Genomic DNA, 22,475 nt, shown 5'->3' with positions numbered 1-22,475 from the left:
GCGCGTTGGTAGCATCAGGGTAGCGTAAGGCAGGAATTTAGCCTACTCGTTTCACCTCGCCGACCAGCAGGATATAAGAGAGTGCGCCAATCATCGTGATGACCGATATATAGGTCAATGCGGGAGCAAAGCCGTGCGTCTGTGCCAGGTAACCAATCACCAGCGGCACGGTGATACCACCCAATCCACCGGCAAAGTTGAACACGCCGCCGGTCAGGCCAATCAGACGCATTGGCGCCAGAGACGACACCAGCGACCAGGTAATCGACGCAAAGCCATTACCAAAGAACGCGATGGCCATCAGGGTCATAATCCATACTGGATCGTTGGTATAGTTCGCGCCCATGATGCAGGTGGAAATCAGTAGCCCGCAGATAATCGGCGTTTTACGCGCCACGCCAAGCGAAACCCCTTTTTTCACCATTTTATCCGCCAGCCAGCCGGAAAGCAGCACGCCAACAAACGCCGCCAGGAAAGGCACGGTGGTCATAAAGCCCGCCTGTAGAGCAGTAATACCTTTTTCCTGGGTCAGATAGTTCGGGAACCAGGTCAGGAAGAACCACAGCGTCGAGGCGACGGCAAACTGGCCAATATAGACGCCCACCAGCTTGCGATGGAACACCAGTTTCCAGTCCGCGCGGGTCAATGGACGACGTTCTTTGTTCGTGACCACAATATCGCTATCAACCTGACCACCACCCGCAGAAATGTAGTCCAGCTCGGCCTTGCCCAAGCTTTTCGTCTGGCTCGGTGCACGGTAAACTTTGAACCAGATAAGCGACCAGACAATCCCGATCCCACCGGTGATGATAAACACCCAGTGCCAGCTCAGCATTTCTTGGATCCAGATGAGCAACGGCGTCAGGAAAGCGAGCCCGACAAACTGTCCGGAGGTGTAAAAACCCACCGCCGAGGCGCGTTCATGCTCCGGGAACCAGCTAGTGACCATGCGGTTATTGGTCGGGAAAGCCGGGGCTTCGAAAATCCCGGTGATGGCACGCAGACCAATCAGCGACAGTAATCCGGTCGCAAATCCCTGAAATAGCGTCGCCACGGACCAGCCAAAAATAGCGATGAAATAGGTCATGCGCGACCCCATACGGTCCAGGAACCAGCCGCCAGGGATTTGGCAAAGCGTATACATCCAGGCGAATGCCGAGAAAATATAGCCCATTTGTGTTTTTGAAATGCCGAACTCTTCCTGAATATGCGCGGAAGCCACGGCCAAATTGGCGCGGTCCACATAGCAAATCACTACGGTAATAAAAATCATCAGCAGCGTCAGATAACGGCGACGCCCGGTTTTTACTGTCGTTACAGAAATATCCATTCATCTGTCTCCAGATTTTGGGCATAGCGCTACCTGCCACCATGCCCTGTAAATTACAGAGGGTGTGTTAAAAACGCTTTTTTATCTTTCTATCTGCTAATACGTGAAATATGAAGCGCGTTACCACTCGGCAACGCTACCATCCGCATACCGCCAAAGCGGGTTGCGCCAGTCCGGGGCCTGCTTGCTCATTTCGATGACTTTAGCTTCGTCGATCTCCACGCCCAGACCCGGCTTCATCAACGGTTTGAAGAAACCACCTTCCATGTTGAAGTCTTCTTTATTGGTCACGAAATCAAGCAGTTCCGCGCCTTTATTGTAATGAATGCCCATACTCTGTTCCTGCAATACGGCATTGCGGGAAACGAAGTCAAGGTGCAGACAGGCTGCCAGCGCAATCGGCCCAAGCGGGCAATGCGGGGCCAGTGAAACGTCGTAGGCTTCCGCCATCGCGGCGATTTTGAAGCATTCGGTGATACCGCCCGCGTGAGAGAGATCGGGCTGCAGAATCGCCAGGCCGCCAGCCTGCAGGACGCGCTTAAATTCAAAGCGTGAGAACATACGTTCTCCGGCAGCCAGCGGAATATGCGTTTGCTCCGCGAGCTTCGGATAATATTCCGCCTGCTCTGCCAGCACCGGCTCTTCGATAAACAGCGGGCGATAGGGCTCAAGCTCTTTGATCAGCACTTTCGCCATTGGCGCGCTGACGCGGCCGTGGAAATCGAGACCAAATTCAATGTCATTGCCGAACGTTTCCCGGATTTGCGCCACGGTGTTCACCGCCGCGTCCACACTGCGGGAATCATCAATGATGCCCATCTCTTCGCAGCCGTTAAGCTTGAAGGTGTCGAAACCGATTTTGCGCAGGGTTTTAATGCCGTCGATAACATCCGCCGGACGGTCGCCTCCGACCCAGCTGTACGCTTTAATTTTGTCGCGAACCAGGCCGCCCATCAGCTGCCAGACCGGTGCGCCAAGCACTTTGCCTTTGATATCCCATAACGCCTGGTCGATACCGGCGATGGCGCTCATCATGATTGGGCCGCCGCGATAGAAACCACCGCGGTACATCACCTGCCACAGGTCGTTAATGCGGGCCGGATCTTGGCCAATCAGGTATTCACCGAGCTCATGGACTGCGGCTTCTACGGTCCGAGCTTTGCCTTCGATTACCGGTTCGCCCCAGCCGATAACGCCTTCATCGGTTTCGATTTTCAGGAACATCCAGCGCGGCGGTAAACGGTAAGTCGTCAGTTTGGTAATTTTCATCGAGTGGCCTCCTGATAGGCTTTCACGAAGGCCGCAGCCTGCTGGGATGAACGTTCCACGCGTTGTCCGGCGCGATATAAATCACTGCCCAAACCCGCACCTGTGCAGCCTGCATCCAGCCACACATTAAGATTTTCAGGCGTGACGCCACCCACAGCGAAGACCGGCACGTCTTTTGGCAATACGGCTTTCAGTGCTTTGATGTAATCCGGGCCGAAGGTCGACGACGGGAAAATTTTCAGGATCTGCGCACCCGCATCAAGCGCTGTGAAAGCTTCTGAGGCCGTGGCACAACCAGCGCAGACCGTCATACCGTGCCTCACCGCGCGACGAATCACCTCAGGGTTGGTGTTCGGCGTGACCACCAGCTTACTGCCCATGGCCGCCAGCGTGTCGACCTGCTCTGGCTTCAGCACGGTGCCTGCGCCAATCAACGCTTTATCACCAAATTCGGCGACCATCGCCGCAATACTGGTTTCCCACGCTGGGGAATTAAGAGGGATTTCTACCGCGTCAAATCCGGCCTCAAGAATAGCCGCGACGTGCTCGCGCGCTTCTTCTGGCCTGATGCCACGCAATATTGCGATCAGCGGAAGTTTAGTTTGCCACTGCATGGACGATGCTCCTTATGCCTGCCTGGAATGCCGCGTCGCCGGAAACGTACGTCGAACGGCGACCCACGGCGCTAAACGCCTGCTGGTAGCGGTCGGCGAGGGATTTTCCTGCGACGATGGTGATGTCCTGCTCTCCAGGGAAGCGCTCGCACATGCTGTTCACTTCCGCGCCGATGAGCAGGCCGGATAAAAATTCATTCACCTGTTCGCGCGGTAAATTGCCCAGTACATGGGAGGCGCGAACTTCAAATAGCTGCGGCAGCAGAGCTGAGTCAGACAGCCCTTTTTCCAGCCCGGCGGCGAAAGCCTCTGCCGAATCTTCCTGCTTCGGCAGGCCAGCGCCCACCAGCGAATGGTTCAGCAGAAGATGGTGCAGTTCGCCGGTCATGACGGTCCGGAAATCAAAAACTTGCTGGTTGTCCGCCAGCACCCATTTGCAGTGAGTGCCGGGCATGACGTACAAAGGCGCGGGCGCTAAGTGGCGAGCACCCAGCAGTTGGGTTTCCTCGCCACGCATCACGTTGTGGTTATCGTCACGTGAGACAGACAGCCCCGGAATAATCCAGACATTGTCGGTAACGGACGTTAACTGTTGGCCAATTTCAGAGAAATGGACAGGAACAGGTAAGTAAGGGGCAATTTTCCAGCCGGCGTTACTGCCGACCATACCCGCCATGACCACCGGGGTCGCGTCATCGCGCCAGCCGGCGGTGACCTCCGCTAACACCGCTTCAGGGGAACGTCCATTCAGACGCGTGACGCCTGCTTCTGACTGCCGATTATCCTGGCATTCGTCGCCCTGATAAAACCAGGCGCGCAGGTTGGTCGATCCCCAGTCGATTGCGATGTAGCGTGATGTCATGTGCTTTCCTTTAGCCTTTGTGTTGAGCTGGCGATCATGGTGAGCGCCGCCTGCTCTGCCGCATTGCTGTCCTGATGCCGGATGGCATCGAACAGCGCTTTGTGCTCCTGGAGGGTTTTCGGCATGTTGGCCTCATCACCCATCCAGGTGCGTTCGAAAACGGCTCGCTGTAGCGAACTGATCGCCACGCTGAGCTGCTGTAATACCGGATTGTGTACGGACGCCAGCACCGCTTCGTGATAGCGAATATCCGCTTCGTTAAACGCATCACGGTCCTGGTTGTTGGCGATCATATCGTTGAGCGCTGCCTCAATTTGTGCCAGATCGCTGGAGGTGGCGCGTTCCGCCGCCCAGCGTGCGATGGCGGGCTCCACCAGATTTCGCACTTCACTCATTGCCACAATCAGGCGTGGGTCGTAATCGTTTTCCAGCACCCACTGCAGGATGTCGGTATCGAGGTAATTCCACTGATTGCGCTGAGCGACAAACGCCCCGCGATAACGCTTCATTTCAATCAGCCGTTTCGCCATCAGCGAGCGGAATACCTCGCGAATGATGTTGCGTGACGTCTCAAACTCTTCGCAGAGATCAGCTTCTGCGGGCAGCGCCGCGCCGGGTACGTATTTACCGCTCACAATCTGGCGGCCCAGTGTCACGATGATGCGGTCGGTTTTAGTCAGGTTCATGGAGTGTCCTTTTGATGCCCGAATGTATCCGCCTACTTTACCGCGCGCGCTGGAATAACTCTCACTCTTGCAGTACGAATGTGATGCTGTTCGTCGTTCCATGGAACCTAATGTAGTACAACATAATTACGTAGTACTACAATTTAGATCACAAAAACGACAATCCAGATCGAAAAACCGGTGGGAAAACGTCAGGCAATAAAAAAGCCCGCGCACTGGGCAACGGGCTTCTTTCAGAAAATGATGGGATCAGTTGAGGACAAACTTCTCAATCGCGTAGGCAACACCGTCTTCCAGGTTAGATTTAGTCACGAAGTTGGCCACTTCTTTCACCGATGGAATGGCGTTATCCATTGCCACACCCATCCCGGCATATTCAATCATCGCGATATCATTTTCCTGATCACCAAGAGTCATTATCTCTTCCGGCAGGATACCTAACGTATCGGCCAGCGATTTCACGCCAGTGCCTTTATTGACGCGCTTATCGAGGATTTCGAGGAAGTACGGCGCACTTTTCAGCACGGTGTACTTCTCTTTCACTTCCGCCGGAATGCGGGCGATGGCTTTATCAAGAATGACAGGCTCATCGATCATCATCACTTTCAGCAGCTGAATATCACGCGCCATGTTTTCCGCTTCGCAGAATACCAGTGGGATGGTGGCGACATAGGATTCATGCACGGTGTAGTAGCTGACGTCACGGTTCGCAGTGTACAGCGTGTTGCGGTCGAGCGCGTGGAAGTGAGAACCCACATCGCGGGAAAGCTGTTCCAGGTAGCGATAATCATCATAACTCAGCGCCGTTTGTGCCACCGTGCTGCCATCACTGGCTTTCTGAACCAGCGCACCGTTATAGGTGATGCAGTAATCGCCTTCCTGCTCCATGTGCAGCTCTTTCAGGTAGTTATGAACACCTGCATACGGGCGACCGGTACACAGCACCACCTTCACGCCGCGCTCACGCGCAGCCGCAATGGCCTGTTTAACCGCCGGAGAAATAGTATGGTCGGGCAGCAGCAATGTTCCGTCCATGTCGATTGCAATGAGTTTGATAGCCATAGGATCCCCGATATAAGTGAGTTCTCACTCATGCTAACGCGATTTAGCTCAAAAAACAGCAAAAGAGTCGGGGTAAAAGGGGGATAGAGATCGAGGCGCGAATTCCTCTTTTGCGGCAATAAAAAGCCCAGTGGCGCTAGCGCTCACCGGGCTTATATAATTTGTCGCCCCGGCAAGCGTTAGCGCCACCGGAGAACACGTTACTTAGATATCGATGTTCGCCGCTTTCAGGGCGTTCTCTTCGATAAATGCACGACGCGGCTCAACAGCATCACCCATCAGGGTAGTGAACAGCTGGTCGGCAGCGATTGCATCTTTGACGGTCACGCGCAGCATACGGCGGCTTTCTGGATCCATGGTGGTTTCCCACAGCTGATCCGGGTTCATTTCACCCAAGCCTTTATAACGCTGAATAGACAGACCGCGACGGGACTCTTTCACCAGCCATTCCAGCGCCTGTTCGAAGCTGGTAATCGGCTGACGGCGTTCGCCACGTTCGATGAACGCGTCTTCTTCAATCAGACCGCGCAGCTTCTCGCCGAGCGTGTACAGACGACGGTATTCACCACCGGTTACAAACTCCTGATCCAGCGGGTAATCAGTGTCCACACCGTGAGTACGCACGCGAATGATTGGCTCAAACAGATGCTGCTCAGTGTTTTCACGAACATCGAACTTCCACATGCTGCCGTGCTGCTCATCTTCGTTCAGCTGAGTGACCAGCTGATTTACCCAACGCGTCACTTTCTGCTCGTCGCTGAGATCGGCTTCAACCAGTGTTGGCTGATAAACCAGCTCTTTCAGCAGCGAACGTGGGAAACGACGTTCCATACGGACAATCATTTTCTGTGCAGCGTTGAATTCAGCCACCAGTTTTTCCAGCGCTTCGCCAGCCAGCGCCGGTGCGCTGGCGTTTGCATGCAGCGTTGCACCATCAAGCGCGATAGAAATCTGATACTGATCCATCGCTTCGTCGTCTTTAATGTACTGTTCCTGCTTGCCTTTTTTCACTTTGTACAGCGGCGGCTGGGCGATATACACATGGCCACGCTCTACGATTTCAGGCATTTGACGATAGAAGAAGGTCAACAGCAGCGTACGGATGTGCGAGCCATCGACGTCAGCATCGGTCATGATGATGATGCTGTGATAGCGCAGTTTGTCCGGGTTGTATTCGTCACGACCAATGCCGCAGCCCAACGCAGTGATAAGCGTTGCCACTTCCTGCGAGGAGAGCATTTTGTCGAAGCGGGCTTTCTCAACGTTGAGGATTTTACCCTTCAGCGGCAGAATCGCCTGGTTCTTACGGTTACGACCCTGCTTCGCAGAGCCACCCGCGGAGTCCCCTTCCACGAGGTACAGTTCGGACAGCGCCGGGTCGCGTTCCTGGCAATCCGCCAGTTTGCCCGGCAGGCCAGCTAAGTCCAGCGCACCTTTACGACGGGTCATTTCACGGGCTCTACGTGCCGCTTCTCGGGCACGAGCCGCATCGATAATTTTGCCAACAACGATTTTTGCATCGGACGGATTTTCCAGCAGGTATTCTGCCAGCAATTCGTTCATCTGCTGCTCAACCGCAGTCTTCACTTCTGAAGAAACCAGTTTGTCTTTGGTCTGCGAAGAGAATTTCGGATCGGGCACTTTCACGGAAACAACGGCAATCAGGCCTTCACGGGCATCATCACCGGTGGCGCTGACTTTGGCTTTTTTGCTGTAGCCTTCTTTGTCCATGTAAGCGTTCAGCGTACGGGTCATCGCCGTACGGAAACCGACAAGGTGAGTACCGCCATCGCGCTGTGGGATGTTGTTGGTAAAGCAGTAGATGTTTTCCTGGAAACCATCGTTCCACTGCAGTGCCACTTCAACGCCGATACCGTCTTTTTCGGTGGAGAAATAGAAGATATGCGGGTGAATTGGCGTTTTGTTCTTGTTCAGATACTCAACGAACGCTTTGATACCGCCTTCGTAGTGGAAATGATCTTCTTTACCATCACGCTTGTCGCGCAAGCGAATAGAAACACCGGAGTTCAGGAACGACAGCTCACGCAGACGTTTAGCCAGAATTTCGTATTCAAACTCAATGACGTTAGTGAACGTTTCATAGCTTGGCCAGAAACGGACTTGAGTCCCGGTGACGTCAGTATCGCCAGTTACGGCTAACGGAGCCTGAGGCACACCGTGAACATAGATTTGATGGTGAACTTTGCCTTCGCGGCGAATCACCAGTTCCAGCTTCTGCGACAGGGCGTTTACCACTGAAACGCCTACGCCGTGCAGACCACCGGACACTTTATAAGAGTTGTCATCGAATTTACCGCCAGCGTGCAGAACGGTCATGATGACTTCCGCTGCAGAAACACCCTCTTCCGGGTGAATACCAGTCGGAATACCACGACCATCATCCGTTACGGAAACGGAATTATCGGCGTGGATAGTGACAACGATGTCTTTACAGTGACCCGCGAGCGCTTCGTCGATAGCGTTATCCACAACCTCGAATACCATGTGGTGCAGACCGGTGCCGTCATCCGTGTCACCGATATACATACCCGGGCGCTTACGCACCGCATCCAGCCCTTTCAGGACTTTGATACTGGAGGAGTCATAAGAATTCGACATCAACGTTTCTCGCTCATTTAAACTTGGGTTAATCCGTTATTTTACCTTTTTCCACGCTGAACATCTTCGAATTTTTGTCCGACATGTCCATTACGTGTTCAGCGCTAATGGCGCTGACAAAAACCTGCGACTCAGTCGCTTTGAGCCTGCTTGCCAGCAGACCGCGACGCTCGTCATCAAGTTCCGAGGCAAAATCATCTATGAGGTACAGGCAGCGCCGCCCGCTTTCACGGGTCAGAAACTCACCTTGCGCCAAACGTAAGGCGCACATCAGCAGTTTGAGCTGCCCGCGCGACAGCGTGTCCTCCACCGGTGCGCCATCGGCACGTATGCGGAAATCCGCTTTGTGCGGGCCGTGGGCAGTGTAGGTCAGCATTCGGTCGCGCTCGAAATTCCGTTCAAGCACCTCTGAATAGTCGGTCTCTTTTTCCCAGCCGCGCTGGAAAGAAAAGGTGAGACTGAATTCAGGAAGAAACTGTTTGCAGGTATCCGCCATATCCTCGGCGATACCCGCACTGTATTCCGCTCGCCATTGACTGATTTGCTCGGCTAGCGGGATAAGTTCCATATCCCACGGACGCAGCTGCGCGTAGCGGGTTACCTGACGCAATGCAGCATTACGCTGTTTCAGCAAACGCTTGAGATTGCTCCAGGCGGTAAAGAAACCGGCTTCGTTGTGAAAGCATCCCCAATCAAGGAATGCTCTTCTGTATTTGGGGCCGCCGTTGAGTAAAGTAAACCCTTCGGGGGTGATGAGCTGCATCGGCATCAGCAGCGCCAATTCGGCCACCTTGTGACCGTCGGTGCCGTCGATGCGAACTTTGCTGTCGCCCTGTTTGTCTTTGGTGAGGCCAATCGAGATCTCGCGCCCCTGACCCTGCAGGCGTCCATGTAAGACAAACGATTCCTGCTCGTGGCGAATAACGCGGCCTATTTGTAAACTGCGAAACGCCCGACCGTGGCCGAGCGTGTAGATGGCTTCCAGTACGCTGGTTTTTCCGCTGCCGTTGGCACCTACCAGGAAATTAAAACCAGGGGATAAAGCGAGATCCACGCTTTCAATGTTGCGAAAGTCGCGGATCAACAAGCGGGTTAGCGCCATTACAATCTCATTGGCATAACAACGTAAGCCGCGCTTTGGCTGGCTGCATCTTCAATCTGAACGCTGGATACAGAGTCGGTCAGCAGAATTCGGACGTTTTCGCATTTCAGTGCATTGAGCACATCCAGTACGTAGCTGACGTTGAAGCCGATTTCCATCTCGGTCCCAGCGTAGGTGACGTCCAGAATTTCTTCTGCTTCTTCCTGCTCCGGGTTATTGGCGGTGATTTTCAGCTGATTTTCGCTGACATACAAACGTACGCCGCGGAATTTCTCGTTCGAGAGGATCGCCGCACGGGCAAACGCCTGCTTGAGAATGTCGCAGCCCGCATCGAGATGTTTGTCCGGGTTTTTCGGCAACACGCGACGGTAGTCCGGAAAACGACCATCCACCAGTTTAGAGGTGAAGATGAAATCACCCACGTGGGCGCGGATGTTGTTACTGCCAATCTGCACACGCATTGGGTTGTCGCCGCCGTCGAGCATACGCATCAGCTCGATTACGCCTTTACGCGGTACGATCACCGAATGGTTCGGTAACGTCTCGCCGATAGGCATCGAACAGACCGCCAGTCGGTGGCCATCGGTCGCTACGGTACGCAGTTCTTCACCTTCGGTTTCGAACAGCATGCCGTTTAAGTAGTAGCGAACGTCCTGATGCGCCATGGAAAACTGGGTCGCTTCAATCAGGCGTTTCATCGTCGCCTGAACAACGGTGAATTCCACTTCGCTTTGCCAGTCGTCGAGGTTCGGGAAATCGGCAGCAGGCAGCGTAGAAAGAGAGAAACGGCTACGACCAGAGCGCACCAACATGCGGTCACCCTCAAGCTGTACGGCAATTTCAGCCCCTTCCGGCAAGCCACGGCAAATATCGAAGAACTTGCGCGCTGGCACAGTGGTGGCGCCCGGTTCGTGCGGCTGAAGCAGCGCGACGCGTGCGACCATTTCCATCTCAAGGTCAGTTCCGGTCAATGACAAGGAACCGTCTGCAACCTGCAGCAGTAAATTACCCAAAATCGGCAACGTTGGGCGACCACCTAATGGGCCACTTACTTGCTGCAGCGGTTTTAATAAATGTTCACGTTCAACGGTAAATTTCATAGCGTCACGAAGATAATGTTCTGATTAAGTTGGAGAAATCTTCTTTGATGTCATGGCTTTCTTCACGCAACTGCTCGATCTTGCGGCACGCATGCAGCACGGTCGTGTGGTCGCGGCCACCAAACGCATCGCCAATTTCCGGCAGGCTGTGGTTGGTGAGTTCCTTGGCCAGCGCCATCGCCATCTGGCGCGGACGCGCCACAGAGCGGGAACGACGCTTGGACAGCAAATCTGCCACTTTGATCTTATAGTACTCCGCCACCGTCTTTTGAATATTGTCGATGGTGACCAGTTTTTCCTGCAGCGCCAGCAGATCGCGCAACGCTTCACGCACGAAATCAATGGTAATGGCACGACCGGTAAAATTGGCGTTGGCGATAACGCGGTTCAGTGCGCCTTCAAGCTCACGCACGTTGGAACGCAGGCGCTTGGCAATAAAGAACGCCACTTCGCCCGGCAGACGAATATCGTTCTCGTCAGCCTTTTTCATCAGGATCGCCACGCGCGTTTCAAGCTCCGGCGGTTCGATCGCAACGGTTAATCCCCAGCCAAAACGGGACTTCAGACGATCTTCAACGCCGTTGATCTCTTTAGGATAGCGATCGGACGTAAGGATGATCTGTTGATTCCCTTCCAGCAGGGCATTGAAGGTGTGGAAGAACTCTTCCTGGGATCGTTCTTTATTAGCAAAGAACTGAATGTCATCTATTAGCAGGGCATCAACGGAACGGTAGTAACGTTTGAACTCTTCGATGGCATTGTTCTGCAGGGCTTTGACCATGTCCTGAACAAAACGCTCGGAGTGCATGTACACCACTTTGGCGTTCGGTTTACGGGCAATAATGCCGTTGCCAACAGCGTGTAACAGGTGCGTTTTACCGAGACCCGTACCGCCATAAAGGAACAATGGGTTGTATGCGCCGCCAGGGTTATCAGCCACCTGACGCGCTGCAGCGCGTGCTAACTGGTTCGATTTACCTTCAACGAAGTTATCGAACGTGTGCTTTACGTTTACGTTGGAGCGATAGGACGGTTCTGCCGGAGCGGGGACGTTATCCCAGCCCTGGCGTGCCTGAGGAATGGCACGCGGTGCATATACCTGCTGAGCATGTGCCTGCACGGCAACCTGCGCGGTTTCTCTCGCAACCTGCGTGGCAGGTCTGGCACCCACTTCAAACCGCAGTTGCGGGGCGTCGGTACCGCAGAAATCATTCAACAGTCCGTTGATATTATTGAGGTATTTATCCCTTACCCAATCAAGCACAAAACGATTTGGTGCATACAATGCCAGCGTGTTATCGCTCAGCTCCGCCTGCAATGGGCGGATCCACATGCTGAATTCTGTGGCTGGTAACTCATCCTGCAATCGGGCAAGACACTGCTGCCAAAGCGAAAGTGACACGGCGGACTCCAGTCGAACAAATAAGGGTGAAACAGAATTAATGATTGTTGACACACATCGGACAGCCCACAGGTCGGTGGGGGTGACGTGCGAACCGCTATCAGCGGTTGTTACTCCGGTCAGGATCCAGGATCACGATCGGGACCGCGGATCATAGCCTAAACTGCGCCAGAGATCTCCTGTTTCTCACAGTTTCTTCCCGATTTATCCACAGGGAAGATCGAGACCGGCTAAGTGTAATCGATCCTGGCTAGAGTGAGGGGCGATTTCGCCCGCATATTGGAAAAATTAATGCGCCGCGACAATTTTTTGCATAATCGATCTAATAAAGATCCCGGGCGATCCTTGCGCTTTAATTGGCAGGCTTTATAATCCTCCACCCGGTGCGTGTTACTCGCTAACGCGGACCGTTGCCGGTCATTTTGCACGCGAAATCGTGCGGAAATACGCGGGAAATAAGGTAAAGAGAATTGACTCCGGAGTGTACAATTATTACAATCCGGCCTCTTTAATCACCCACACTGAAGCGGAAGTCGTTCGAAACTCGTTCGGGTACACGCAAAAGTCAGTGAATTTATTCAAGTTTAGGTAGAAATCGCCATGAAACGCACTTTTCAACCGTCTGTACTGAAGCGCAACCGTTCACACGGCTTCCGTGCTCGTATGGCTACTAAAAATGGTCGTCAGGTTCTGGCACGTCGTCGTGCTAAATGCCGTTCTCGTTTGACCGTTTCCAAGTAATAAAGCTAACCCCTGAGTGGTTAAGCTAGCTTTTCCCAGGGAGTTACGCTTGTTAACTCCCAATCATTTCACATTCGTCTTCCAGCAGCCGCAACGGGCTGGCACGCCGCAAATCACCATCCTCGGCCGCCTAAATTCGCTGGGGCATCCCCGCATCGGTCTTACTGTCGCCAAGAAAAACGTTAAACGCGCCCATGAACGCAATCGGATTAAACGTCTGACGCGTGAGAGCTTCCGTTTACGTCAGCATGAACTTCCCGCTATGGATTTCGTGGTGTTAGTTAAGAAAGGGGTTGCAGACCTCGACAACCGGGCAATCACGGAAGCGTTGGAAAAATTATGGCGCCGTCACTGTCGCCTGGCTCACGGGTCCTGATAGCCCTTATCCGGGTCTATCAACGCCTGATTAGTCCGCTACTCGGGCCACACTGCCGTTTCACTCCCACCTGTTCACAATACGGAATTGAGGCATTGCGCAGGTTTGGAGTGTTAAAAGGCAGTTGGTTGACGGTGAAACGCGTATTAAAATGCCACCCTTTACACCCGGGTGGTGACGATCCCGTCCCACCAGGACCAACAAATACCAGAGAACACTAACGATGGATTCGCAACGCAATCTTCTTGTCATCGCTTTGTTGTTCGTGTCTTTCATGATCTGGCAGGCATGGGAGCAGGATAAAAATCCTCAGCCTCAGCAGCAGATTACGCAGACTACGACCACCGCTGCGGGCAGCGCCGCCGACCAGGGCGTTCCGGCCAGTGGCCAGGGAAAACTGATTACGGTGAAAACCGACGTGCTTGAACTCGTTATCAACACCCGTGGTGGTGATGTTGAGCAGGCACTGCTGTTAACTTATCCGAAAACGCAGAATTCTAACGAGCCGTTTAAGTTACTGGACACCTCATCGGACTTTATCTATCAGGCACAGAGCGGTCTGACCGGTCGTGATGGCCCGGATAACCCTGCTAATGGTGCACGTCCACTGTACAACATTGATAAAGATGCGTTTGTTCTGGCTGATGGACAGAATGAACTGACTATTCCGCTGACTTATACCGATAAAGCCGGCAACACCTTCACCAAAACCTTCACCCTGAAACGCGGTGGATATGCGGTGAACGTGGGCTACAACGTGAAGAACACCGGTGAGAAACCACTGGAAGTCTCCACCTTCGGCCAGCTGAAGCAGTCCATCAATCTGCCACCGGCACTCGATACCAAAGGCGGCGGTCTGTCCACCATGCATACATTCCGTGGCGCGGCTTACTCTACGCCAGACGAGAAGTATGAAAAGTATAAGTTCGACAAAATCGCCGATAACGAGAACCTGAACATCAGTTCTAAAGGCGGTTGGGTTGCGATGCTGCAGCAGTACTTTGCTACCGCATGGGTACCGAACAACGACGGTTCGAACAACTTCTACACGACTAACCTCGGTAACGGCATTGCGGCTATTGGGTATAAGTCTCAGCCAGTACTGGTTCAGCCAGGTCAGGCGGCAAACCTTGCCAGCACCCTGTGGGTTGGCCCGGAAATTCAGGACAAAATGGCAGCCGTTGCGCCACACCTGGACTTGAGCGTTGACTATGGTTGGTTGTGGTTCATTTCTCAGCCGCTGTTCAAGTTGCTGAAATTTATCCACAGCTTCCTCGGTAACTGGGGCTTCTCCATCATCGTTATCACCTTCATCGTTCGTGGCATCATGTACCCGCTGACCAAAGCGCAGTACACCTCCATGGCGAAGATGCGTATGCTGCAGCCGAAGATTGCGGCGATGCGTGAGCGTCTGGGCGATGACAAACAGCGTCAGAGCCAGGAAATGATGGCCCTGTATAAAGCAGAGAAAGTAAACCCGCTCGGTGGCTGCTTCCCTCTGGTTATCCAGATGCCAATCTTCCTTGCGCTGTACTACATGCTGATGGGCTCCGTTGAACTGCGTCATGCGCCGTTTGCTCTGTGGATCCATGACTTGTCCGCACAGGACCCGTACTACATCCTGCCGATCCTGATGGGCGTGACGATGTTCTTCATCCAGAAGATGTCTCCAACCACCGTGACCGACCCGATGCAGCAGAAGATCATGACCTTTATGCCGGTCATCTTCACCGTGTTCTTCCTGTGGTTCCCGTCAGGTCTGGTGCTGTACTATATCGTCAGCAACCTGGTGACTATCATCCAGCAGCAGCTGATTTACCGTGGTCTGGAAAAACGTGGCCTGCATAGCCGCGAAAAGAAAAAATCCTGATTCGGTAGGCGTTCGCTAAAATGGAAGGCGGTCTGATGACCGCCTTTTTTATTAGGTATAGAAAGAGACTAACCATGAACCATAACGACACGATTGTTGCCCAGGCCACACCGCCAGGACGCGGCGGCGTGGGTATTCTGCGTATATCTGGCCTGAAGGCACGCGACGTTGCACTGGCGGTATTGGGCAAGCTGCCGAAGCCGCGCTACGCCGATTACTTGCCTTTTCGCGATGTCGAAGGCGCGACGCTGGATCAGGGTATCGCCTTATGGTTCCCAGGGCCGAACTCCTTTACCGGGGAAGACGTTCTGGAGCTTCAGGGACACGGCGGCCCGGTTATCCTCGACCTGCTGCTCAAACGTATTCTGACGCTGCCCGGTGTGCGTATTGCCAATCCGGGTGAATTCTCCGAACGCGCATTCCTCAACGATAAGCTCGACCTGGCTCAGGCCGAAGCAATTGCCGACCTGATCGACGCGAGCTCCGAACAAGCGGCACGTTCCGCGATGAACTCGCTGCAAGGGGCGTTCTCGGCACGTGTGAATCATCTGGTAGAAGCGTTGACCCATCTGCGCATCTACGTCGAAGCGGCGATCGATTTCCCGGATGAAGAAATTGATTTCCTCTCCGATGGCAAAATCGAAGCGCAACTCAACACCGTTATCGGCGATCTCGACGCCGTACGTGCCGAAGCCCGTCAGGGCAGCCTGCTGCGCGAAGGGATGAAAGTGGTCATCGCCGGGCGTCCAAACGCCGGTAAATCGAGCCTGCTGAACGCACTGGCCGGCCGTGAAGCCGCGATTGTTACTGATATCGCGGGCACCACTCGCGACGTATTACGCGAACACATTCATATCGATGGGATGCCGCTGCACATTATCGACACAGCCGGGCTGCGCGATGCCAGCGATGAAGTTGAGCGCATTGGTATTGAGCGTGCCTGGCAGGAAATCGAGCAGGCCGATCGGGTGCTGTTTATGGTCGACAGCACCACCACCAGCGCCGTCGATCCGGCAGAAATCTGGCCTGACTTTATCGCCCGTTTGCCTGCGAACCTGCCGATCACCGTGGTGCGTAACAAAGCGGATATCACCGGCGAAGAGATAGGTCTGAGCGAGGTGAACAGTCATTCGCTGATTCGTCTTTCAGCCCGTCAGGGTGAAGGCGTGGATCTTCTGCGTAATCATCTCAAGCAGAGCATGGGTTTTAACACCAATATGGAAGGTGGATTCCTTGCCCGTCGACGCCATTTGCAAGCACTCGAAGCAGCAGCAGAGCACCTGCAACAGGGCAAGGCCCAGTTGTTGGGTGCCTGGGCAGGTGAACTGTTGGCCGAAGAACTGCGACTGTCACAGCAGGCATTGAGCGAAATCACCGGAGAATTTACCTCCGACGATTTGCTCGGTCGCATCTTCTCGAGCTTCTGCATCGGTAAATAAGCGCCGTCTGGTGAAGAACGACTGATTCAAAACCCACCGCATCTGGTGGGTTTTTCCATTCAGGAAAACACCGTTGTCCAAATGGCAACTCGTGTCCCTCCTCAAAGCCCCGCATTGCGGCGGATCTGTCCGCTACGGAAACCCAACTGCACATCGCGTTTTCAGTCTATTTAGCAGGAATGGCCGCAGCCATGCTGCTGGCCGGGCGTGTTGCGGATAAGGCTGGACGCCAGCCGGTCGCCACCACGCCTTATTACTGCCAGCACTATAACCCGCAGCACGGTTTAAAACTGGTGATGCGCCCGATCCCCTTTGATGACGCGCAACTGCAAAAAGTGGCGGTGCCATTTACGCTGATGTGGCATAAGCGCAACGGTCATAATCCCAAGATAATCTGGCTAAAACCGATGATTAAGCAGCTCTACGGTGATGCGTTTCAATCCGGTTTTCTCAGCGCTTAGGCCCTAATTTTGTGAACTGGCAGACTATTACGTCAAAGGAAATGTAAATATTCTGATGGGCGGCTTTTCATCGACGATATTCCACATTAAAACTTTATCATCGTGGGTGATAATAGCGCCGGATAATCAGCCTCACAGACCATTAATCACGGAGCGACATAATGGCAACGCATTTCGCAAGAGGGATCCTTACCGACGGGCATCTGCACTCAGTGCGGCTTTCTTCGTCCTGTCACAACGCGGCACGACAACTGCCTCAGCATCGCCTGGCTCGTTATTTGGCCTCCCGGGCGCTGCTCGCAGAGCTGCTGTTTATGCTTTATGGTATCAGCGAACTTCCTGAAATGGTTTTGCGCCCCGATGGCAAACCGATGTTTCGCGACAGTAAACAACCGCATTTCTCCATCGCCTATGCCGGAAATATCGTCGGTGTCGCGCTGACCACCGAAGGCGAATGCGGCCTGGACATGGAGCTGCAGCGTACGACCCGCAGTTTTAACCGCCCTAGCGCACCCGAAAATTACCCTTTCAGCAATAACGAATCTCTGTGGGTCAAAAACCAAAACGATCCCAACGAAGCGCGAGCGCAGCTGATGGCCTTGCGCCAGAGCGTTCTCAAACTGATCGGTGAGACCCAACACGATTCGCAGCAGTTGCTTCAGCTCCTGCCGGGTTCTGGCCGCCTGCGTGCCGCCAACATGCTACAAATAGAAGCCATTTGCGATGCAGAAGACGTGCTGGTGTGGTCCATTGCCGCTACGCCTGCGATTGAACGGCTGAAGCTCTGGGAGTTCGATAGTAAATCCGGTTGGCGCGGCCTGCCGGATATGCAAATCCGTGCCAGCGAACCCGCGGCCCGCCTGATGCGTTTTACCAGCCTGCCTGCGGAAAAAGCGCTTATACTGAACTGACTTATCATGATGAAAAATAAAGGAGTAATCATGTCTGATGCATTGAAAGTGGTGACATTACTGGGAAGCCTGCGCAAAAACTCATTTAACGGTATGGTGGCGCGCACCCTGCCAAACATCGCCCCGGCGGGCATGGCGATTTCCGCACTACCGTCGATTGGTGATATTCCGCTGTACGATGCCGACATTCAGCAAGAGGAAGGTTTTCCGCAGAGCGTAGAAGCACTGGCGGCGCAGATTCGTGAGGCTGACGGCGTGGTGATTGTGACGCCCGAGTATAACTACTCCGTGCCTGGCGGCCTGAAAAATGCCATAGATTGGCTGTCACGTCTGCCTGAACAACCGCTGGCCGGGAAACCGGTGCTGATCCAGACCAGCTCAATGGGCGCGATTGGCGGTGCACGTTGCCAGTATCACCTGCGTCAGATTCTGGTATTCCTTGATGCGATGGTGATGAACAAACCGGAGTTTATGGGCGGGGTGATTCAGAACAAGGTCGACCCGCAAACGGGTGAAGTGATTGACCAGAGCACGCTCGACCACCTGACCGGTCAGTTGACCGCATTCGGGGATTATATTCAGCGGGTGAAAAAGTAGGAAGGGTGCGGCCTGATGCCCTCACCCCGACCCTCTCCCACAGGGGCAGACGCAAAAACTAAAAACGGCAACCCTTAGGTTGCCGTTTTACATATACCTGTTAGCGGTTTATCAGTCGATAAACACAATCTTCAGAACGAACAGCACCGCAACAGCGATGACGCACGGGCTGAGGTCGCGGAAACGACCTGTACCGATTTTCATCACGCAGTAAGAGATAAAGCCCAGCGCTATCCCTTCGGTAATCGAGAAGCTGAACGGCATCATCACCGCAGTAATAAATGCGGGAACGGCTTCGGTCAGATCATCCCATTTAACGCGGGCGAGGCTGGACGTCATCAGCACGCCGACATAAATCAGCGCGCCTGCAGCAGCGTACGGCGGTACCATGCCAGCCAGCGGCGACAGGAAAATAACCAATAGGAACAGCAGACCTACAACGACTGCCGTCAGACCGGTACGGCCACCAACGGACACTCCTGATGAAGATTCAATGTATGCCGTAACGGAAGACGTACCGATAAACGCGCCGGCAACAGAAGAAATACTGTCGACGAACAGCGCCTGCTTCATGCGCGGGAATGTACCGTTTTCATCAGTCAGGCCCGCTTTATCGGTCACGCCAATCAGGGTGCCGGAGGAGTCAAACAGGTTAACCAGCATGAAGGAGAAAATGACACCTGCAAGGCCGATGTTAAAGGACCCCGCCAGATCGACATGACCGATAACAGACGTCACATCCGGTGGCGCCGAAACGATACCTGAATAGTGAACATCGCCCAGCGCCCAACCCAACAAGGTGGTCACCACGATGGAAACCAGAACCGCAGCATGGATGTTACGAGAAGCCAGGATCGCAATGATGAAGAAGCCGAGAATGCCCAGCAGCACGCTGTGAGAGGTCAAGTGGCCGATAGACACCAGAGTGTCTTTGTTGGCGATAATCACGCCCGCATTTTTCAGGCCCATCATGCCGATGAACAGGCCGATACCGCTGGTGATCCCCACTCGCAGGCTCATTGGGATATTGGCAATCATCCAGTAGCGTACGCGGAAAATGGTCAGCAACAGCAAACCAATCGCACCCCAGAAAATCGCGCCCATGCCCACTTGCCACGTCAGGCCCATCGCTCCGACCACGACAAACGCGAAGAAGGCATTCAGACCCATCGCGGGTGCCAGCGCAACTGGCAAGTTAGCAAACAGCCCCATCAGGATGCTGCCAAGTGCGGCGATAAGACAGGTGGTAACGAAGACCGCACTGGTATCCATGCCCGCGGCACCCAGAATTTGCGGGTTCACAAAAACGATGTACACCATCGTCAGGAACGTTGTACAACCGGCAATCACTTCTGTGCGTGCCGTCGTCCCATGCTCGCGCAGTTTAAACACGCGCTGAAGCAGACCCAGACCCGACGTCTGGGTGTTTTGTTGTTGGCTCATCTTCTGGTTCCAAACTAAGGAGGGGAAAATTCGTCGCTATCCTATACCAAAATGCGACAATAGGGAGGTACGCGACACAATTTTTTTCATTGATTTTGCTTATACGGCAACGATTGCGTCGGGCAAATTGTATTACGTAAACGTTAAACTTGTGACAACAGGAAACGGCATGTCCAGTATTGAGGCGGTATTTTTCGACTGCGATGGCACGCTCGTCGACAGTGAAGTGATTTGCTCCCGGGCATATGTCCATATGTTCCGGGAATTCGGTATAACTCTTGAGCTTGAAACGATTTTTAAGCGCTTTAAAGGCGTGAAGCTGTACGAGATTATCGATACCATCAACACCGAACACGGTGTGAATCTGGTGAAAGAGACGCTGGAACCGGTTTATCGCGCCGAAGTTGCACGGCTGTTCGACAGCGAGCTGGAAGTCATAGCTGGAGCGAATGATTTGCTGGACGCGATGACAGTGCCGATGTGCATCGTCTCCAACGGTCCGGTGAGCAAAATGCAACATTCTCTGGGGAACACGGGTTTGCTGCATCATTTCCCGGACAAACTGTTCAGCGGGTATGACATCCAGGCCTGGAAGCCCGATCCGGCGTTGATGTACCACGCGGCGAAAGCGATGAATGTGGATCAGGTGAACTGTGTGCTGGTGGATGATTCGAGCGCGGGCGCAATGTCCGGTGTGGCGGCGGGGATGGAGGTCTTTTACTTCTGCGCCGATCCACATAATCAGCCGATCGACCATCCTAAAGTGACGACCTTTACGTCGCTGGATGAATTACCGGGATTGTGGAAAGCGCGGGGTTGGGAGATTACGCGTTAAGTTCCCCTCCCTCACCCCGGCCCTCTCCCCAAAGGGGCGAGAGATAAAAACCCTCTCCACTATGGGGAGAGGGTTAGGCTGAGGGGTTTAAAACTCACTCTTTCGGATCGTGACCCGCCAGCAATTTATCCAACTCGTCGCCACCAACGTGACGGAAATCCTGCCCTTTCACGAAATAGAATATGTATTCGCAAATGTTCTGACAACGATCGCCGATACGCTCGATTGAACGGGCGCAGAACAGCGCGGTCAGCACGCTTGGAATGGTGCGGGAGTCTTCCATCATGTAGGTCATCAACTGACGTACAATGCCTTCGTACTCCTGATCGACTTTTTTATCTTCGCGATAGATACGCACCGCTTCATCCAGGTCCATACGCGCAAACGCATCAAGCACGTCATGCAGCATTTGCACGGTATGGCGACCCAAAGACTCCAGGCTCACCAACAGTGGCTGATGCTGCTGCGAAAACTTCTCCAGCGCGGTGCGGCAAATTTTGTCTGCCACATCACCAATACGTTCCAGTTCGGCGATGGTCTTGATGATAGCCATCACCAGACGCAGATCGCTGGCGGTTGGCTGGCGCTTAGCGATGATGCGCACACAGGCTTCATCAATGGCCACTTCCATCATATTAACCTGTTTGTCGCCGTCAATGACGCGCTTGGCCAGCTCCTGATCCTGATTGTGCATCGCGGTGATGGCGTCAGAAAGTTGCTTTTCCACCAGCCCGCCCATGGTCATCACCTGAGTGCGGATATGCTCCAGCTCTGCGTTGAACTGGCCGGAAATGTGTTTGTTAAGGTTTAGGTTGTCCATTGTTCCTCCAATTGCCCAAAAGAATTCTGGCTGTAGCAAGGCGCCAACTGCACGCATCCCCGGGAGCGTAAATAATTACGTGATCGGGATCAGTAAAGGCAGCCAACGCGGGTACAGCCTGAAAGATAAAGGGCAAATCAACCGTAGCGGCCAGTAATGTAATCTTCAGTTTGTTTCTTCGCAGGCTTGGTAAACAGATCGTCGGTATTGCTGAATTCAATCAGTTCGCCAAGATACATAAACGCTGTGTGGTCGGAACAACGCGCCGCCTGCTGCATGTTATGGGTCACGATAACCACGGTGTAATCCTGCTTCAGTTCGGTGATGAGTTCTTCAATGCGCCCGGTAGAAATCGGGTCCAGCGCTGAACACGGCTCATCGAGCAGCAAGACTTCCGGGCGAATCGCGATACCGCGAGCGATACACAGACGCTGCTGCTGACCACCGGAGAGAGAATATCCGCTCTGGTGCAGCTTATCTTTGGTTTCGTTCCATAATGCGGCCTTGGTCAACGCCCACTGCACGCGCTCGTCCATATCGGCACGCGACAGCTTTTCAAACAGGCGCACGCCGAAGGCGATGTTGTCATAAATCGACATCGGGAACGGCGTCGGCTTCTGGAAAACCATGCCGACTTTTGCGCGCAACAGGGCGATATCCTGGGTATTCGTCAGAATGTTGTCGCCATCCAGCAAAATTTCGCCTTCAGCACGCTGCTCCGGATACAGCTCAAACATTTTGTTGAACGTGCGCAGCAGTGTCGATTTACCACACCCGGACGGGCCGATAAACGCGGTGACCTGGTTCTTGGCAATATCCAGGTTGATGTTCTTCAGGGCATGGAATTTGCCGTAGTAAAAGTTCAAATCGCGAACAGCAATTTTTCCCGGGGCGGTATTCACCATACTCATCTCAATCTCTTCCTCATCCGGTGCC

21 protein-coding genes and 3 pseudogenes are annotated in these 22,475 nt (G+C 53.8%); 11 read left to right on the top strand and 13 right to left on the bottom strand.

Annotation, left to right across the window (positions count from 1 at the left end; all coding sequences use genetic code 11):
- Window positions 1-37 precede the first annotated feature (37 nt).
- The 10 genes and pseudogenes from MUU46_RS11235 to dnaA all read right to left on the bottom strand — a co-directional run bounded on the left by MUU46_RS11235 (window position 38) and on the right by dnaA (window position 12,046).
- Window positions 38-1,373: pseudogene (locus MUU46_RS11235) on the bottom strand (MFS transporter).
- Between the two features lie 77 nt (window positions 1,374-1,450).
- Window positions 1,451-2,599: a galactonate dehydratase gene (gene dgoD, locus MUU46_RS11230; RefSeq protein ID WP_159756880.1), complete on the bottom strand. Its 1,149-nt coding sequence runs from the start codon at window positions 2,597-2,599 to the stop codon at window positions 1,451-1,453.
- Entirely contained in the window at window positions 2,596-3,213 is a 618-nt protein-coding gene (locus MUU46_RS11225; RefSeq protein ID WP_159756877.1) for a 2-dehydro-3-deoxy-6-phosphogalactonate aldolase, read from the bottom strand. The genes dgoD and MUU46_RS11225 overlap by 4 nt, the downstream gene beginning before the upstream one ends.
- On the bottom strand, window positions 3,197-4,075 hold the full coding sequence (locus tag MUU46_RS11220; protein WP_258965557.1) for a 2-dehydro-3-deoxygalactonokinase: 879 nt from the start codon (window positions 4,073-4,075) through the stop codon (window positions 3,197-3,199). Before MUU46_RS11220 ends, MUU46_RS11225 begins: the two co-directional genes overlap by 17 nt.
- A complete protein-coding gene (gene dgoR, locus MUU46_RS11215; protein WP_159756871.1) occupies window positions 4,072-4,761 on the bottom strand; it encodes a D-galactonate utilization transcriptional regulator DgoR in 690 nt (229 codons plus the stop codon). The genes MUU46_RS11220 and dgoR overlap by 4 nt, the downstream gene beginning before the upstream one ends.
- Before the next feature lie 249 nt (window positions 4,762-5,010).
- Window positions 5,011-5,823: a sugar-phosphatase gene (gene yidA, locus MUU46_RS11210; protein ID WP_159756868.1), complete on the bottom strand. Its 813-nt coding sequence runs from the start codon at window positions 5,821-5,823 to the stop codon at window positions 5,011-5,013.
- A 204-nt stretch (window positions 5,824-6,027) separates the two neighbouring features.
- Window positions 6,028-8,442 carry a DNA topoisomerase (ATP-hydrolyzing) subunit B gene (gene gyrB / locus MUU46_RS11205; protein ID WP_159756865.1) on the bottom strand — a complete coding sequence of 805 codons (2,415 nt, stop codon included), beginning with the start codon at window positions 8,440-8,442 and terminating at the stop codon, window positions 6,028-6,030.
- Window positions 8,443-8,470: 28 nt separating this feature from the next.
- Window positions 8,471-9,544 carry a DNA replication/repair protein RecF gene (gene recF, locus MUU46_RS11200; protein ID WP_159756862.1) on the bottom strand — a complete coding sequence of 358 codons (1,074 nt, stop codon included), beginning with the start codon at window positions 9,542-9,544 and terminating at the stop codon, window positions 8,471-8,473.
- The gene (dnaN, locus tag MUU46_RS11195; protein WP_159756859.1) at window positions 9,544-10,644 is read right to left on the bottom strand and encodes a DNA polymerase III subunit beta; all 1,101 of its coding nucleotides are present in this window, start codon (window positions 10,642-10,644) and stop codon (window positions 9,544-9,546) included. The genes recF and dnaN overlap by 1 nt, the downstream gene beginning before the upstream one ends.
- A 4-nt stretch (window positions 10,645-10,648) precedes the next feature.
- Window positions 10,649-12,046 carry a chromosomal replication initiator protein DnaA gene (gene dnaA / locus MUU46_RS11190; RefSeq protein ID WP_159756856.1) on the bottom strand — a complete coding sequence of 466 codons (1,398 nt, stop codon included), beginning with the start codon at window positions 12,044-12,046 and terminating at the stop codon, window positions 10,649-10,651.
- Between the two features lie 291 nt (window positions 12,047-12,337).
- Between dnaA and MUU46_RS23045 the strand changes: the two genes are divergently transcribed.
- From MUU46_RS23045 to MUU46_RS11145, 10 genes and pseudogenes are all read left to right on the top strand, one after another.
- Window positions 12,338-12,418, top strand: coding sequence for a hypothetical protein (locus MUU46_RS23045; RefSeq protein ID WP_445326599.1), 81 nt, complete (start codon window positions 12,338-12,340; stop codon window positions 12,416-12,418).
- 228 nt (window positions 12,419-12,646) lie between these two features.
- Window positions 12,647-12,787, top strand: a complete 141-nt coding sequence (gene rpmH / locus MUU46_RS11185; protein WP_110510392.1) for a 50S ribosomal protein L34 — start codon at window positions 12,647-12,649, stop codon at window positions 12,785-12,787.
- Window positions 12,788-12,803: 16 nt separating this feature from the next.
- Window positions 12,804-13,163, top strand: coding sequence for a ribonuclease P protein component (gene rnpA, locus MUU46_RS11180; RefSeq protein ID WP_110510393.1), 360 nt, complete (start codon window positions 12,804-12,806; stop codon window positions 13,161-13,163).
- Complete coding sequence (gene yidD, locus MUU46_RS11175; RefSeq protein ID WP_110510394.1) at window positions 13,127-13,384, top strand: membrane protein insertion efficiency factor YidD; 258 nt, start codon at window positions 13,127-13,129, stop codon at window positions 13,382-13,384. Before rnpA ends, yidD begins: the two co-directional genes overlap by 37 nt.
- 2 nt (window positions 13,385-13,386) lie before the next feature.
- Window positions 13,387-15,033 (top strand): membrane protein insertase YidC, encoded by a 1,647-nt coding sequence (yidC, locus tag MUU46_RS11170; protein WP_258965556.1) that lies wholly within the window; start codon window positions 13,387-13,389, stop codon window positions 15,031-15,033.
- Between the two features lie 74 nt (window positions 15,034-15,107).
- Window positions 15,108-16,472, top strand: coding sequence for a tRNA uridine-5-carboxymethylaminomethyl(34) synthesis GTPase MnmE (gene mnmE, locus MUU46_RS11165; protein WP_258965555.1), 1,365 nt, complete (start codon window positions 15,108-15,110; stop codon window positions 16,470-16,472).
- Between the two features lie 107 nt (window positions 16,473-16,579).
- Window positions 16,580-16,714, top strand: a pseudogene (locus MUU46_RS11160) (multidrug transporter subunit MdtL); the annotation flags it as partial.
- Window positions 16,712-16,933: pseudogene (locus tag MUU46_RS11155) on the top strand (HTH-type transcriptional regulator YidZ); the annotation flags it as partial. The pseudogenes MUU46_RS11160 and MUU46_RS11155, both read left to right, overlap by 3 nt.
- A 161-nt stretch (window positions 16,934-17,094) precedes the next feature.
- On the top strand, window positions 17,095-17,844 hold the full coding sequence (locus MUU46_RS11150) for a 4'-phosphopantetheinyl transferase family protein (protein WP_159756844.1): 750 nt from the start codon (window positions 17,095-17,097) through the stop codon (window positions 17,842-17,844).
- Window positions 17,845-17,874: 30 nt separating this feature from the next.
- Complete coding sequence (locus tag MUU46_RS11145) at window positions 17,875-18,441, top strand: NADPH-dependent FMN reductase (protein WP_159756841.1); 567 nt, start codon at window positions 17,875-17,877, stop codon at window positions 18,439-18,441.
- A gap of 111 nt (window positions 18,442-18,552) precedes the next feature.
- Here MUU46_RS11145 and MUU46_RS11140 read toward each other — a convergent pair whose 3' ends face one another.
- Window positions 18,553-19,884 (bottom strand): NCS2 family permease, encoded by a 1,332-nt coding sequence (locus MUU46_RS11140; protein ID WP_159756838.1) that lies wholly within the window; start codon window positions 19,882-19,884, stop codon window positions 18,553-18,555.
- Window positions 19,885-20,053: 169 nt separating this feature from the next.
- Between MUU46_RS11140 and yieH the strand changes: the two genes are divergently transcribed.
- Window positions 20,054-20,719, top strand: a complete 666-nt coding sequence (yieH, locus tag MUU46_RS11135) for a 6-phosphogluconate phosphatase (RefSeq protein ID WP_258965554.1) — start codon at window positions 20,054-20,056, stop codon at window positions 20,717-20,719.
- Between the two features lie 94 nt (window positions 20,720-20,813).
- On the opposite strand, the gene phoU is transcribed toward yieH, so the two are convergent.
- Complete coding sequence (gene phoU / locus MUU46_RS11130) at window positions 20,814-21,539, bottom strand: phosphate signaling complex protein PhoU (protein WP_159756832.1); 726 nt, start codon at window positions 21,537-21,539, stop codon at window positions 20,814-20,816.
- A gap of 137 nt (window positions 21,540-21,676) precedes the next feature.
- On the bottom strand, window positions 21,677-22,450 hold the full coding sequence (gene pstB, locus MUU46_RS11125) for a phosphate ABC transporter ATP-binding protein PstB (RefSeq protein WP_110512435.1): 774 nt from the start codon (window positions 22,448-22,450) through the stop codon (window positions 21,677-21,679).
- Between the last annotated feature and the right edge of the window lie 25 nt (window positions 22,451-22,475).

The organism is Scandinavium tedordense (assembly GCF_024764965.1).
Classification (GTDB): Bacteria; Pseudomonadota; Gammaproteobacteria; order Enterobacterales; family Enterobacteriaceae; genus Scandinavium; species Scandinavium tedordense.
This window is presented reverse-complemented; position numbering and strand designations above follow the sequence as displayed.